The sequence below is a fragment of the Paenibacillus sp. IHB B 3084 genome, assembly GCF_001447315.1.
Classification (GTDB): Bacteria; Bacillota; Bacilli; order Paenibacillales; family Paenibacillaceae; genus Paenibacillus.
On sequence record NZ_CP013203.1, the window covers coordinates 3,350,392 to 3,365,321 of the forward strand.

A 14,930-nucleotide genomic window follows, 5' to 3' on the forward strand; every position below is an offset into this window, starting at 1 on the left:
ACGAGCGGATCAAATGCATTGAGCATTGGCCGTTTCCCGGGAGGAAGCTAGATATGGAAGAAGAATGGATTGCCGGTAAGCATTCGGTAACGGAGGCGCTTCGTTCAGGCAGAACGATAAATAAAATATGGATTGCGGATAATGCACAAAAGCACCTGACATTGCCCATTACGGCTGAGGCTAAAAAAGCGGGGATCATTGTGTTACAGGTGGACAAGCGTAAGCTTGATCAAATGGTTCCGGGAATACAGCATCAGGGAGTGGTTGCACAGGCTGCACCTTTTGCCTACGTTGAAGTGGAAGAACTGCTCGCAACTGCTCGTAGCAAGGGAGAGGAGCCGTTTTTAATCCTATTGGATGAGATTGAAGATCCGCATAATCTGGGGTCTATCCTTCGGACAGCGGACTGCACAGGTGCACATGGCGTAATCGTACCCAAAAGACGTTCGGCGGCAGTAACTGTAACGGTGTCCAAAACATCGGCGGGGGCGGTTGAGTACGTTCCAGTGGCGCGTGTGAACAATTTGGGGCAAACGATCGACCGCCTCAAAGAGGAAGGTGTATGGGTAGTCGGCACAGATGTGACAGCTACGGACCCGGTTTTTGGAAATGGTGTATTCACGGGCCCAGTGGCTATTGTCATTGGTAACGAAAATAAAGGGATAGGCCGTTTGATCCGTGAGAAATGTGACGTACTCGTTAAGCTGCCGATGGCTGGGCAAATCAATTCCCTGAATGCTTCTGTAGCCGCAGGTGTCGTGATGTACGAAGTGTTGCGCGGACGACAGGCACGGGGCTGATGATATGGCTGACACGCGGGATGTTCTGCTTGTGGACGGTTACAACATGATTGGAGCCTGGCCCGAACTTTCCGCACTGGTACAATCTGGTATGCAGGAAGCGAGGGACAGACTGCTTGAACGACTCGTGGATCATCAGGCGTATTCCGGCAGAAGAGTCATCGTCGTATTTGATGCTTACCGGGTGCCAGGATTGGGTAAAACGTATGCCCAGAGTAAAGTCCAGATTTATTTTACAAAAGAAAAAGAAACCGCTGACGAGTGTATCGAGCGATTGGTTCGGGAGCTAAGCAGCCGAAGAAGAAGCATTTATGTAGCAACAAGTGATCAGGTGGAACAACATGTCGCTTTTGGACAAGGAGCGCTCAGGGTGTCGGCGCGTGAACTTTTGATTGAGATTGAGGAATCTGAAAAGGAAGTGAAAAAGCGGATAGAGCAGGATAGCGCCAAATTGTCCCGCAATTCGCTGGATGCCAAGCTAAGCCCGGAGCTTCGAAAGCTGTTCGAGCGCTGGAGAAGAGAATAATCCAGAGAAAGAAAATCCAGTAATTGGACAATTCCCCATTTTGAAACCATTGACAATTTTGTTAGTGCTCTTCTTTTTTAGGCTGTTGTGGTTGACGGTATCAGGTTACATCGCGTATACTTGTCCTATATTTGAGAGAGTAACGGGTATCTTGCGTTGCAGCCGGAGGGATTGTTAGTGAGTGTGGACCTCAAGGATATCATGTTGTCAAAGTTTGATTACAAAAATGATGAAGACATTGTCGGAGCAGTCCATGAAGGTGATGGGGAGGCACTGGAGTTTCTGATTAATAAATATCGGAACTTCGTGCGGGCCAAGGCCAGATCCTACTTCCTGATCGGCGCTGATCGCGAGGATATTATTCAGGAGGGCATGATTGGTCTCTACAAATCTATTCGTGATTTTAAGGGAGACAAGCTTGCTTCGTTCAAGGCCTTCGCCGAGCTGTGCATTACAAGACAGATTATTACGGCAATCAAGACGGCCACACGACAAAAGCACATTCCTCTGAATTCCTACGTATCTCTGGACAAGCCCATTTATGATGAAGAGTCGGATCGGACGTTACTGGACGTGATTTGCGGAACACAGGTAAGTGATCCTGAAGAACTGATTATCAATCAGGAAGAGTTTGTAGGCCTTGAGGACAAAATGTCCGAGATTCTGAGCGAGCTGGAACGGAAGGTACTTATGCTGTATCTGGACGGACGTTCATATCAGGAAATTGCCGAGGATCTTGACCGCCACGTGAAATCTATTGATAATGCGCTGCAACGGGTCAAGCGCAAACTTGAAAAGTATTTGGAAGTAAGGGATAGCTGAAAGTAGAGGCTGGCAGGGAAAAGGCTCGAGTCCGAGTCTTTTTTTATTCGTTAAGGGCAGGATATGCAGGTTTATATGTGTGAAGAATGATTTATACTAAAAAGATAAATAATAGATATCGCATGGATCTTGGAGAGGTTTTTCAGAGATGATTTTACAAGGATGAGCAGATGTTAAAATGCACCACAGCCGGGACTGCGAAATGTATGCAAACATTCGTTGACATGGAAAACCGCGTGTGATAAAGTGTTTTAGGTAGGCCTAAATTCGCGGTTTTTTTAGGATCAATTATGAGACTTCCGGTGTTGGATGTCTTCGGGAGGTGCACATCATGCGGGTAATTATTACTTTGGCTTGTACAACATGCAAACAAAGAAATTACACAACGACTAAAAACAAGCGTAATCACCCCGACCGCATGGAGATGAAGAAATTCTGTAAGTCCTGTAACGAACAGACTTCTCATCGGGAAACCAGATAGTTTTTGGAGGTGTAGTCGGCGTGAAACGCAGTTTCAAGTCTCTGTTTTCCTTTTTCTCTGAAAGCTGGGCTGAACTCAAGAAGGTTCGCTGGCCCAATCGTAAAGAACTGACCAACTATACGCTGATTGTCATTGGGACGATTGCGTTTGTCACGATTTATTTTTGGGTTCTCGATATCGGCATTTCCGCTGTGATCGAAGCGATTATCTAGGAAGGGTTCCAGGTGGCTTGATATGGAAAAAGATGGTACGTCGTTCATACCTATTCAGGGTATGAGAACAAAGTCAAAGCCAATTTGGAGAAACGCGTTGAGTCCATGGGCATGGAGGACAAGATTTTCCGCGTTCTTGTTCCAATGGAAGAAGAACTGGTAACCAAGGACGGTAAGAAAAAGACCGTTATGCGTAAAGTATACCCTGGTTATGTCTTGGTCGAAATGGTTCAAACCGACGACTCTTGGTATGTTGTGCGCAACACACCAGGTGTTACGGGATTTGTAGGATCAACAGGCTCGGGTTCCAAACCGACAGCTTTGCTTCCAGAAGAAGTTGAACAGATTCTGAAGCATATGGGCATGGTAGAGCCGAAACCGAAGATTGAATTCGATGTTAAGGAATCCGTGCGAATTAAAGTTGGTCCTTTTGCGAATTTTGTGGGCTCCGTGGAAGAAATTTTGGTTGAGAAGAGCAAGCTTAAGGTTCACGTCAACATGTTTGGACGGGAAACCCCGCTTGAGTTAGATTATACTCAGGTGGAGAAAATATAGATTTTTCTTACAGGTTTCTTGTGGGAGGATCATTAGGTCCGTCTACCACTATTGAGTCAGGAGGTGTCATCCGTGGCAAAAAAGGTAATCAAAATGGTAAAACTGCAGATCCCTGCAGGTAAAGCTAATCCAGCGCCTCCAGTAGGTCCAGCTTTGGGTCAAGCAGGTGTCAACATCATGGCATTCTGTAAAGAGTTCAATGCTCGTACTGCTGATCAAGCAGGCCTGATCATCCCGGTTGAAATTTCGGTGTTTGAAGATCGTTCTTTTACATTCATCACCAAAACTCCACCGGCTGCTGTGCTGTTGAAAGTTGCTGCTAAAATCGAAAAAGGTTCCGGTGAACCGAACAAAACGAAAGTTGCAACTGTAAATCGCGCTACCGTTCGTCAAATTGCTGAGCAAAAAATGCCTGACCTTAACGCAGCTTCCGTAGAATCGGCAATGCGTATGGTTGAAGGTACTGCTCGCAGCATGGGTATCACCATCGTAGATTAATTTATATTAGTCTTCGTGTGCCGGCAGTTTGACTGTCCGGCAAGTGTGGGAGGAATATCCGCTAATACCACATAAGGAGGAAAAGATTATGGCTAAACATGGTAAGAAGTACTTGGAAGCCGCTAAGCTGATCGACAGCGAAGCGACTTATGAGCCTTTAGAAGCCGTTGAATTGGTGAAAAAAGGCGCAACTGCTAAATTTGACGAAACTGTTGAAGCAGCAGTCCGTCTGGGCGTAGATTCCCGTAAACAAGACCAGGCTGTTCGTGGTGTTGTTGTCCTGCCACATGGTACGGGTAAAACACAACGCGTTCTGGTATTTGCAAAAGGTGACAAAGTGAAAGAAGCCGAAGCGGCTGGCGCTGATTTTGTTGGCGATCAAGATATGATCAACAAAATTCAACAAGGCTGGTTCGAATTCGACGTCTGCGTTGCGACACCTGATATGATGAGTGAGGTTGGTAAACTGGGTCGTTTGCTCGGTGGTAAAGGCTTAATGCCAAACCCTAAAGCAGGCACAGTTACTTTCGATGTTGCCAAGGCTGTTCAAGAAATCAAAGCTGGTAAAATCGAATACCGTCTCGACAAAGCGGGTCAAATTCATGCGCCAATCGGCAAAGCATCCTTCAGTGCTGAACAACTGAACGAGAATCTTAAAGCTTTGATCGAAGCCTTGAACCGTGCGAAGCCAGCGGCTGCTAAAGGTGTTTACCTGAAAAACATCGCTATTTCTTCGACTATGGGACCAAGTGCTCGTGTGAACGCATCTGTTTACAAATAATATTTTGATTGACACGTTCAATTGATTTTGTTATTCTGTAAAAGTTGTGAGTCCGTGTGACTGACCATTAAAGTTGAATATGCTTACCGTAGACAGTAGGGGCCTTCGGGCTTAATCTCCTACCGAGGTGTTATGATAGAACGTTTCATGCGACGGGCTTGTCCTGTTCATGTAGATTTATCAAGCCTTCGTACTCTACGGAGGCTTTTTTCATGCTCATGAAGGTAGCTTTGTGCGACCGCCGGATAGGTCGGTCGAGCAAAGCGGATAAATTGATCAGGAGGTGTACAGTTTGGCAAATGCAAAAGTGATTCAAGCAAAACAAGAAGCTGTTGAAGTTGTAGCTGCAAAATTGCGCGAGAGCGTAACAACTGTGGTTGCTGACTATCGCGGTCTGAATGTTGCCCAAGTAACTGAGCTGCGTAAGCAGCTTCGCGAAGCCGGAATCGAATTTCAAGTGCTGAAAAACACGCTGCTCCGTCGTGCAACTGCGGCAGCAGAATTGACTGAACTGGACGCAGTATTGACAGGTCCTACTGCAATCGCGTTCGGCAAAGATGATGCAGTGTCTGCAGCTAAAATCTTGAATGATTTCGCTAAGAAAAACACTGCGCTGGAACTGAAAGGTGCAGTTGTAGAAGGCCGTGTTATCGGTGTTGAGGAAATCAAAGCGTTGGCAGAACTGCCATCCCGCGAAGGTCTCCTTTCCATGCTCCTCAGTGTGCTTCAAGCTCCTGTGCGCAACTTCGCGCTTGCAGTTAAAGCTGTTGCGGAAAAAGAAGAGCAAAGCGCATAAGTTAGGGATTAAAGCTGCTGTATAGCAGATTGAAAACAAAAAATAAGAATTTAAATGGAGGTTCAACCATGAGTAAAGAGCAAATCTTGGAAGCAATTAAAGGTATGTCCGTATTGGAACTGAACGATCTTGTTAAAGCAATCGAAGAAGAATTCGGCGTAACTGCAGCAGCTCCAGTAGCTGTAGCAGGTGGCGCAGCAGGTGGCGCAGCAGAAGCTGAGCAATCCGAGTTCGACGTAATTTTGACAAGCGCTGGCGCTTCCAAAATCAACGTTATCAAAGCAGTTCGCGAAATTACAGGTCTTGGCCTGAAAGAAGCAAAAGAACTGGTTGACAACGCTCCAAAACCACTGAAAGAAAAAATCGCGAAAGAAGAAGCTGATTCCCTGAAAGCAAAATTGGAAGAAGCAGGCGCTTCCGTAGAAGTGAAATAATTGACTGCTATCTAGCAGACAATGCACTAAAACAAACCCCTTGAGGTGATCTTCAAGGGGTTTGTTGCTGTAAAACGGCCGTACAAGCATGTCTGAAACATTTTAGTGAAGGCTATGATGGTATTACAACCAAGGAGGTGGTCATGAATGTCTGATCATTATTACTCCAAACGGCCAGAGACGGCGCACGAACGGCGGAGCCTGGAAACAGTGCTGCGGGGGCGGACATACCGTTTTGCCAGTGATTCAGGCGTTTTCTCGAAGCAGGGAATTGATTACGGTAGCCGTGTGTTGATTGAGGCGATGCAGCTTCCTGCGCAGGCTTCAGTGCTGGATGTAGGGTGTGGCTATGGACCGATTGGTTTGACGGCAGCTACGCTTGTACCGAATGGTCACGTTACAATGGTGGATATTAACGAGCGAGCCGTTCAACTGGCTATAGAGAACGCGGAACGGAATGGAATTACCAATGTGACGATAAAGCAAAGCGATCTATTTGAGGCAGTAAAAGATGATCGGTTTGACGTGATTCTAACGAATCCACCTATACGTGCGGGTAAGGGAACGGTGCATACCATTTTCGAGCTTGCTTATGAACATTTAAATGAAGGTGGAGCTTTGTGGGTGGTTATACAGAAAAAACAGGGTGCCCCTTCGGCAAGCGCTAAAATCGAGAGCCTTTTCGGACGTGTGGAGGAAGTTACGAAGGATAAAGGTTACCGTATTTTGAAGGCAAAAAAAGTTTTAGAAAAGTGCAATAGGACCATTGACTTGAATCCTGGTCTGTGATATCATTATAAAATGTCAGTATTAGGATGCCCTCCATGGCTTTAGTTTGTTGAAATGTCAATAGGTTTATGCGTAGAAGGGTATAGTATTTATACCTATTACGTATAATACAATCATTTTGGGCAAATCTACAAGTGATGAAGATCTTCCGGTAAGAGGATTCTGCAGATACGTCGCTCTTTTTTCGAATGCATTCGAGTAAGGGCTTTTCTGTATTTGTGGATTGAATCTTCTGTCTGTGTCTTATTATAAGGTCACAAACAAAGGTTCGCAATGAATTTTTAAAGTGAGTAGACATGAGGGGTGAGTTTAAGTTGGCAGGACATCTTGTTCAATATGGTCGACGCACTCGGCGCAGTTATGCACGTATTAACGAGGTACTCGAGGTTCCGAACCTGATTGAGATCCAGCAAAAATCCTATGATTGGTTTTTGGAGGAAGGATTGCGGGAGATGTTTCGGGATATTTCGCCAATTCAGGATTTCACAGGAAATCTGATTTTGGAGTTTATCGATTATTCTCTCGGAGAACCCAAATATACCGTTGACGACGCAAAGGAACGCGACGTAACGTATGCAGCACCGCTTCGGGTAAAAGTCCGGCTTATTAATAAAGAGACCGGGGAAGTGAAAGAGCAGGAAGTATTCATGGGAGACTTCCCGCTGATGACTGATACGGGTACGTTTATTATTAACGGTGCGGAACGGGTTATTGTCAGCCAGTTGGTTCGCTCTCCCAGCGTCTATTTCAGCACAAAAGTCGACAAGAATGCGAAAACAACATACACCGCAACGGTAATTCCTAACCGGGGGGCTTGGCTCGAACTGGAGATGGATGCGAAGGACATTATCTATGTCCGGATTGACCGTACCCGTAAAATTCCGGTTACGGTGTTGCTGCGTGCGCTTGGCTTTGGCACTGATGCTGAGATTCTGGATTTGCTCGGCAATGACGAATATATCCGTAACACGCTTGATAAAGACAACACAGACTCTACGGAAAAAGCGCTGATTGAGATTTATGAGCGTCTTCGTCCGGGTGAGCCACCTACACTGGATAATGCAAAGAGCTTGCTCGTTGCACGTTTCTTTGATCCAAAACGTTATGATCTGGCCAACGTAGGCCGTTACAAAATCAATAAAAAGCTTCACATCAAAAACCGTCTGTTCAATCAACGGCTTGCTGAGACTTTGATTGATACGACAACCGGTGAAATCATCGCTGAAGCAGGACAAATGGTGGATCGCCGCTTGTTGGACGAGATTTTGCCCCAACTTGAGGAGTCGGTAGGACACCGTACGTATCATGTTGCTACTGGCGTGCTGGAAAGCAACGATATTCCTCTTCAAACAATCGACATATTCTCGCCGATTGAGGATGGTAAAGTTGTAAAACTGATTGCCAACGGAAATATTGATAAATCGGTTAAAAATATTACGCCTGCCGATATTATTTCCTCTATCAGTTATTTTATTAACTTACTTCACGGAATCGGAAGCACGGACGATATTGACCATTTGGGTAACCGTCGTTTGCGCTCTGTAGGTGAATTGCTCCAGAACCAGTTCCGTATCGGTTTGTCCCGTATGGAACGCGTGGTGCGCGAAAGAATGTCAATTCAGGATGCGAATGTGATCACGCCACAGGCGTTGATTAACATACGTCCGGTAATTGCTTCAATTAAGGAGTTTTTTGGTAGTTCCCAGCTCTCCCAGTTTATGGATCAGACGAATCCACTTGCCGAATTGACACACAAACGCCGTTTGTCCGCACTCGGACCCGGCGGTTTGACACGTGAACGCGCAGGCATGGAAGTACGTGACGTCCATCCGAGTCACTACGGCCGTATGTGTCCTATCGAGACACCAGAGGGACCAAACATTGGTTTGATCAACTCCTTGTCTACCTTCGCACGTATCAACGAGTACGGATTTATCGAAGCTCCTTATCGTTGGGTAGATCCAAAAACCGGAAAAGTTACAGACCAAATTGATTACCTGACGGCTGATGAAGAAGATAACTACATCGTAGCCCAGGCAAATGAGGAACTGACAGAGGACAGCACTTTTAAGGAAGAAGTTGTCATTGTCCGTTACAACAAGCAGTCTGATAACATCATTCCAATGGCAAGTAGCCGTGTTGACTATATGGACGTTTCGCCTAAGCAGGTCGTGTCAGTGGCAACTGCACTGATTCCGTTCTTGGAGAACGATGACTCGAACCGCGCGTTGATGGGTTCCAATATGCAACGGCAGGCCGTTCCTTTGTTGATTCCGAAGTCTCCTTTGGTCGGAACAGGAATGGAGCATAAGGCTGCGAAAGATTCCGGGGTATGTATTGTATCCAAATACGACGGTGTCATCGAACGTTCTTCAGCTAACGAAATTTGGCTGCGTCGCATCGAAACAGTAGATGGTTCTGAAGTGAAGGGCGACATAGTTAAGTATAAATTACACAAATTTATGCGTTCGAACCAAGGAACATGCATTAACCAACGTCCAATCGTCAATAGAGGCGATGTGGTGAAAGCTGGCGATATTCTCGCAGATGGTCCTTCCACAGAGATGGGTGAGCTGGCATTGGGACGTAACGTTGTCGTTGCCTTCATGACTTGGGAAGGTTACAACTACGAGGATGCGATCCTGCTGAGTGAGAAGCTGGTTAAGGAAGACGTATACACCTCCATTCATATTGAGGAATACGAATCTGAAGCCCGCGACACGAAGCTTGGACCGGAAGAAATCACCCGTGATATTCCGAATGTCGGTGAAGAAGCGCTCCGTAATCTGGATGAGCGTGGAATTATCCGCATTGGTGCCGAAATCGGCGCAGGTGACATTCTCGTTGGTAAAGTAACGCCTAAGGGTGTGACAGAGCTGACAGCCGAAGAACGCCTCTTGCATGCGATCTTTGGTGAGAAGGCACGCGAGGTTCGCGACACTTCTTTGAGAGTTCCTCACGGAACAGACGGGATTGTTGTGGACGTAAAAGTATTTACACGTGAGAATGGCGACGAACTGCCACCAGGCGTAAACCAACTGGTTCGTGTATACATTGCTCAAAAACGTAAAATTTCCGAAGGCGATAAAATGGCCGGACGTCACGGTAACAAGGGTGTCGTTGCCCGTATTTTGCCTGAAGAAGATATGCCGTTCCTTCCGGACGGTACACCAGTACAAGTCGTTCTGAATCCGCTGGGTGTACCTTCACGGATGAACATCGGACAGGTGCTTGAAATTCATCTGGGTATGGCTGCAATGCGTCTTGGTATTCATGTAGCAACGCCTGTATTCGATGGTGCCAAGGAGTATGACGTGTTCGATACGATGGAAGAGGCAGGCATGCAGCGCAATGGTAAGACGGTGTTGTATGACGGACGTACCGGTGATCGTTTTGAACGTGAAGTTACTGTCGGTGTCATGCACATGATCAAACTGGCGCATATGGTTGACGATAAAATCCATGCTCGTTCTACAGGTCCTTACTCTCTCGTTACGCAACAGCCGTTGGGTGGTAAAGCTCAATTCGGTGGTCAGCGCTTCGGGGAGATGGAAGTATGGGCGCTGGAAGCCTACGGCGCGGCTTACACGCTTCAGGAAATTTTGACTGTCAAATCCGATGATGTGGTTGGACGTGTTAAAACATATGAATCCATCGTCAAAGGTGAAAATGTACCTGAACCGGGTGTGCCTGAATCATTCAAGGTCTTGATCAAAGAGCTGCAAAGCTTGGGTATGGACGTGAAGATTCTGTCTGGAGACGAACAAGAGATCGAAATGAGAGAGCTTGATGATGAAGATGATACAACCAGCGACAAGCTGAGTTTGAATCTGGAAGGCTCTGAGGTTGGCGTAGAGTAGTCTGTCTGCTGACTGAATCATATCAGCTTTGTTATATGCCTCGATCCATTCTCTACAGGATGGATCGAGCTTCTTGATACCGCCCGGTGCTGCCGGGCGGTATCAAACCTAAAAACTCAGGATTTGGTTAAGGAGGGTTGCTCCTTGTTGGACGTTAACAATTTCGAATATATGAAAATCGGGCTTGCTTCCCCCGAAAAGATTCGTTCTTGGTCCCGCGGAGAAGTCAAAAAACCGGAGACGATTAACTATCGTACGCTTAAACCGGAAAAAGAAGGACTATTTTGCGAGAAAATTTTCGGACCTACGAAAGACTGGGAATGTCATTGCGGTAAGTACAAGCGTGTGCGCTATAAAGGTGTTGTCTGTGACCGTTGTGGCGTAGAGGTTACCCGCGCTAAGGTTCGTCGTGAGCGTATGGGTCACATCGAGCTGGCTGCCCCTGTATCGCATATTTGGTACTTTAAAGGCATTCCGAGCCGTATGGGTCTTGCTCTTGATATGTCTCCAAGATCTCTGGAAGAGATCATTTACTTCGCATCTTATGTTGTAACTGATCCAGGAGATACGCCATTGGAGAAAAAGCAACTCCTGTCCGAGAAAGAATACCGCAGCTACCGTGAAAAATACGGCTACGGATTTCAGGCAGGTATGGGTGCTGAAGCGGTTAAGAAGCTCCTTCAAGATTTGGATATAGACAAAGAACTAGAATTCCTCAAAGAAGAGTTGCGTACAGCTCAAGGACAACGTCGCAACCGTGCGATCAAGCGTCTTGAAGTGATTGAGGCGTTCCGTAACTCCGGCAACCAGCCAGACTGGATGATCATGGACGTGTTGCCTGTTATTCCTCCTGAGCTCCGTCCGATGGTACAGCTGGATGGTGGACGTTTTGCTACCTCTGATCTGAATGACTTGTACCGCCGTGTTATCAACCGTAACAACCGTCTGAAACGCTTGCTAGATCTGGGTGCACCGGATATTATCGTACAAAATGAAAAACGGATGCTGCAGGAAGCTGTTGACGCTCTGATCGATAATGGTCGTCGTGGCCGCCCTGTTACAGGTCCGGGTAACCGTCCTTTGAAATCCCTCAGCCATATGCTGAAAGGTAAACAAGGACGCTTCCGTCAAAACTTGCTCGGAAAACGTGTTGACTACTCCGGTCGTTCCGTTATCGTTGTAGGTCCGTACTTGAAAATGTACCAATGCGGTTTGCCGAAAGAAATGGCATTGGAACTGTTCAAACCTTTTGTCATGAAAGAACTTGTGAACAAAGGTCTTGCACACAACATTAAGAGCGCGAAACGTAAAGTAGAGCGCGTGAGCGCAGAAGTATGGGATGTGCTCGAAGAAGTAATCAGGGAGCATCCGGTTCTTCTGAACCGTGCCCCTACGCTGCATAGACTCGGTATCCAGGCGTTTGAACCGATTTTGGTTGAAGGTCGTGCAATCCGTTTGCATCCGCTCGTATGTACGGCATATAATGCCGACTTTGACGGTGACCAAATGGCGGTTCACGTTCCATTGTCTGCGGAAGCCCAAGCAGAAGCTCGTTTGCTCATGCTGGCATCCGGTAACATTTTGAATCCGAAAGACGGCAAACCTGTTGTTACTCCTTCCCAGGATATGGTCCTTGGTTCTTTCTATCTGACTATGGATAACAAAGAAGAAGAAGGCAGCAACATGATCCTTCGCAATATGAACGAGGCTATATCGGCTTACCAGCGCGGTACAGCGGGTCTTCATGCTCGTGTAGCTATTCCGGTTAAAGCTTTGAATAAAACGAGCTTTACGGAAAAACAACAGGATGCAATGCTGATCACCACGGTTGGTAAAATTATCTTTAATGAAATTTTCCCGGCCAGCTTCCCGTACATCAATGATGCTACCCGTGCCAACCTGCTTTATGGTACTGCTGAGGAGTTCTTTGTTTACGAAAAGGGTGTAAACCTTACAGAAGCGATTCAAAATGCTCCGCAAGCTAACGGGGTAGGTAAGGATTACCTTGGTAACATTATTGCCCGTTGCTTTGAAACTTACCATACAACAGAAACAGCTGTGATTTTGGATAAAATCAAACAGCTTGGCTTTACGTATTCTACTCGTTCAGGTGTAACTGTTGCTGTATCGGACGTTATCGTGCCGGTGGAAAAACAAGGAATTCTTAAAGGTTCTGAGGACAAAGCGCAAGTCGTAACGAATCAATACCGTCGTGGTTTGATTACGAATGAGGAACGCTATGACCGGATTATTGATATTTGGTCCAAAGCGAAAGATGATATTACCGAAGTGCTGATGAAGTCCATGGATCGCTACAACTCGATCATGATGATGGTAGACTCCAAAGCGCGGGGTAACAAATCACAGATTACCCAGCTCGGCGGTATGCGCGGTCTGATGGCGAATCCATCCGGTCGTATTATCGAGCTCCCAATTAAATCGAACTTCCGTGAAGGTTTGACAGTACTCGAGTACTTCATCTCCACTCACGGAGCGCGTAAAGGTTTGGCGGATACAGCGCTTCGTACGGCTGATTCAGGTTACCTGACTCGTCGTCTTGTCGATGTAGCGCAGGATGTTATCGTGCGTGAAGAAGATTGCGGAACGGACAAAGGCTTTACAGTAAGCCGTATTCAGGACGGTAAAGAAGTTATTGAGGATCTGTATGACCGTCTGGAAGGTCGCTATTGCTTTGAAACGGTACGTCATCCGGAGACTGGCGAGATTTTGGCTGGCCGTAACGAATTGATCGATTCCGACAAAGCGGAAGCAATTGTTAAAGCTGGTGTACAAAAGCTTCAAATTCGTTCAGTACTGAGCTGTCGTGCCAAACATGGCGTCTGCAAGAAATGCTACGGTCGCAATCTGGCTACTGGCAAACACGTTGAGATTGGTGAAGCAGTTGGTATTATCGCGGCACAATCCATCGGTGAACCAGGAACCCAGCTTACAATGCGTACATTCCACACAGGCGGTGTAGCGGGCGACGATATTACACAAGGTTTGCCGCGTATTCAGGAGCTTTTCGAAGCACGTAATCCTAAAGGTCAGGCAACCATCAGTGAAATTGACGGTACAGTTAAAGAAATTCGTGAAGGTAAAGATCGCCGTGAGATCGATATTCAGGGTGAAGCTGAAACGAAAACTTATTCGGTTACGTATGGTTCTCGTCTGCGCGTAAGCGAAGGCATGACTGTTGAAGCCGGGGATGAACTGACAGACGGTTCAATCGACCCTAAAGAAATGCTGCGCATTAAAGGTATTCGCGGGGTACAGAACTATATCCTTCAGGAAGTTCAACGCGTATACCGGAATCAGGGCGTAGAAATCAATGATAAGCACGTGGAAGTTATGATTCGTCAAATGTTGCGTAAAATCCGTATCCTTGATGCGGGGAATACAACGCTGCTTCCAGGCTCCTTTGTTGATGTGCACGAGTATGAAAATGCGAACAAGACAGCAATTCTCAGTGGCCAAGAGCCAGCGGTAGCCAAACCGGTTCTGCTTGGTATCACCAAGGCATCTCTGGAAACTGACTCCTTCTTGTCAGCAGCTTCCTTCCAAGAGACCACTCGCGTGCTGACCGATGCGGCTATAAAAGGCAAAGTCGATCAGTTGCTTGGTCTGAAAGAGAACGTTATTATTGGTAAGTTGATCCCTGCGGGTACAGGTATGAATCGTTACCGCAGTGTGAAATTTGCCCAACCGGAAGGGGAGCAACCCTCGTCCGAAGAACTCGAACCGATTTCGGCCGAGTAATATAACGTTAACAAATGGCATGATGGGCCCGGAACATCGCATCTCTGATGAGGCTTTTAGATTGTGGCTTTGTCAGACGGTGTTCCGGCGCTTTTTCTTGAAATGAAATGTATTTCTTTGTTAAGCAAACTATAGTCGATAATTGTCTTGACATTGCTTATAGTCAATGCTAATATAGCAAAGGTGCGTGAGTAGCCTATATGCTATTGTGTCTTTTCGGAGGAATGAGATATGTCTAAAGAACAGGGACTGCAAGATGCTCATGTCAAAATCGGTACCAAACAAACCATTCGTATGGTCGAATTGGGCTTCGCCTCTGAAGTATATGTGGCGGAAGACGCAGATCCACGCCTCACTTCCAACATCATTGCTTTGTGCAACAAGCAAGGAGTCAAGGTGACTCTTGTAGATACAATGAAAAATCTCGGAGCTGCATGTGGGATTGAAGTGGGAGCCGCTATGGCTGCTATCGTAAAACAAATAGGGTAAGGAACGTTTTTGTCTAAGAGAATGAATTCTTGGCGGCAAAGACTTTTCATTTGTTCTTTTATGAACCGCCTGGGTCTGTGGGCTTAGAAATGGTTTGTGAAGCAACAGGAAAAATTGAGGAAGGGGGT

The 14,930-nt window shown here is 46.5% G+C and carries 13 protein-coding genes, 1 pseudogene and 1 other annotated feature; all 14 genes and pseudogenes read left to right on the top strand.

Annotated features, from left to right (window positions below; all coding sequences use genetic code 11):
- Positions 1-53: 53 nt before the first annotated feature.
- The 14 genes and pseudogenes from rlmB to ASL14_RS15695 all read left to right on the top strand — a co-directional run bounded on the left by rlmB (position 54) and on the right by ASL14_RS15695 (position 14,802).
- Positions 54-800: a 23S rRNA (guanosine(2251)-2'-O)-methyltransferase RlmB gene (rlmB, locus tag ASL14_RS15630; protein ID WP_025685949.1), complete on the top strand. Its 747-nt coding sequence runs from the start codon at positions 54-56 to the stop codon at positions 798-800.
- A gap of 4 nt (positions 801-804) precedes the next feature.
- Positions 805-1,326 (top strand): NYN domain-containing protein, encoded by a 522-nt coding sequence (locus tag ASL14_RS15635; RefSeq protein WP_134912297.1) that lies wholly within the window; start codon positions 805-807, stop codon positions 1,324-1,326.
- A 177-nt stretch (positions 1,327-1,503) separates the two neighbouring features.
- Positions 1,504-2,148, top strand: coding sequence for an RNA polymerase sporulation sigma factor SigH (sigH, locus tag ASL14_RS15640; protein ID WP_016324748.1), 645 nt, complete (start codon positions 1,504-1,506; stop codon positions 2,146-2,148).
- Between the two features lie 331 nt (positions 2,149-2,479).
- On the top strand, positions 2,480-2,629 hold the full coding sequence (gene rpmG / locus ASL14_RS15645) for a 50S ribosomal protein L33 (RefSeq protein ID WP_023990562.1): 150 nt from the start codon (positions 2,480-2,482) through the stop codon (positions 2,627-2,629).
- Between the two features lie 20 nt (positions 2,630-2,649).
- On the top strand, positions 2,650-2,841 hold the full coding sequence (gene secE / locus ASL14_RS15650; protein ID WP_013312170.1) for a preprotein translocase subunit SecE: 192 nt from the start codon (positions 2,650-2,652) through the stop codon (positions 2,839-2,841).
- 27 nt (positions 2,842-2,868) lie between these two features.
- Positions 2,869-3,396, top strand: a pseudogene (gene nusG, locus ASL14_RS15655) (transcription termination/antitermination protein NusG); the annotation flags it as partial.
- Between the two features lie 72 nt (positions 3,397-3,468).
- The gene (gene rplK, locus ASL14_RS15660; protein WP_014278323.1) at positions 3,469-3,894 is read left to right on the top strand and encodes a 50S ribosomal protein L11; all 426 of its coding nucleotides are present in this window, start codon (positions 3,469-3,471) and stop codon (positions 3,892-3,894) included.
- A gap of 88 nt (positions 3,895-3,982) precedes the next feature.
- Positions 3,983-4,675, top strand: a complete 693-nt coding sequence (rplA, locus tag ASL14_RS15665; RefSeq protein WP_014278322.1) for a 50S ribosomal protein L1 — start codon at positions 3,983-3,985, stop codon at positions 4,673-4,675.
- A gap of 68 nt (positions 4,676-4,743) precedes the next feature.
- Positions 4,744-4,895: a sequence feature (ribosomal protein L10 leader region), on the top strand.
- A 72-nt stretch (positions 4,896-4,967) separates the two neighbouring features.
- Positions 4,968-5,471, top strand: coding sequence for a 50S ribosomal protein L10 (gene rplJ, locus ASL14_RS15670; RefSeq protein ID WP_134912299.1), 504 nt, complete (start codon positions 4,968-4,970; stop codon positions 5,469-5,471).
- Positions 5,472-5,539: 68 nt separating this feature from the next.
- Entirely contained in the window at positions 5,540-5,905 is a 366-nt protein-coding gene (gene rplL, locus ASL14_RS15675; protein WP_025685943.1) for a 50S ribosomal protein L7/L12, read from the top strand.
- 147 nt (positions 5,906-6,052) lie between these two features.
- Positions 6,053-6,694: a class I SAM-dependent methyltransferase gene (locus tag ASL14_RS15680; RefSeq protein ID WP_134912300.1), complete on the top strand. Its 642-nt coding sequence runs from the start codon at positions 6,053-6,055 to the stop codon at positions 6,692-6,694.
- 314 nt (positions 6,695-7,008) lie between these two features.
- Positions 7,009-10,554, top strand: a complete 3,546-nt coding sequence (gene rpoB, locus ASL14_RS15685; RefSeq protein ID WP_134912302.1) for a DNA-directed RNA polymerase subunit beta — start codon at positions 7,009-7,011, stop codon at positions 10,552-10,554.
- Between the two features lie 144 nt (positions 10,555-10,698).
- Positions 10,699-14,313, top strand: coding sequence for a DNA-directed RNA polymerase subunit beta' (gene rpoC / locus ASL14_RS15690; protein ID WP_134912304.1), 3,615 nt, complete (start codon positions 10,699-10,701; stop codon positions 14,311-14,313).
- 231 nt (positions 14,314-14,544) lie between these two features.
- Complete coding sequence (locus ASL14_RS15695; protein ID WP_134912306.1) at positions 14,545-14,802, top strand: ribosomal L7Ae/L30e/S12e/Gadd45 family protein; 258 nt, start codon at positions 14,545-14,547, stop codon at positions 14,800-14,802.
- Positions 14,803-14,930 lie beyond the last annotated feature (128 nt).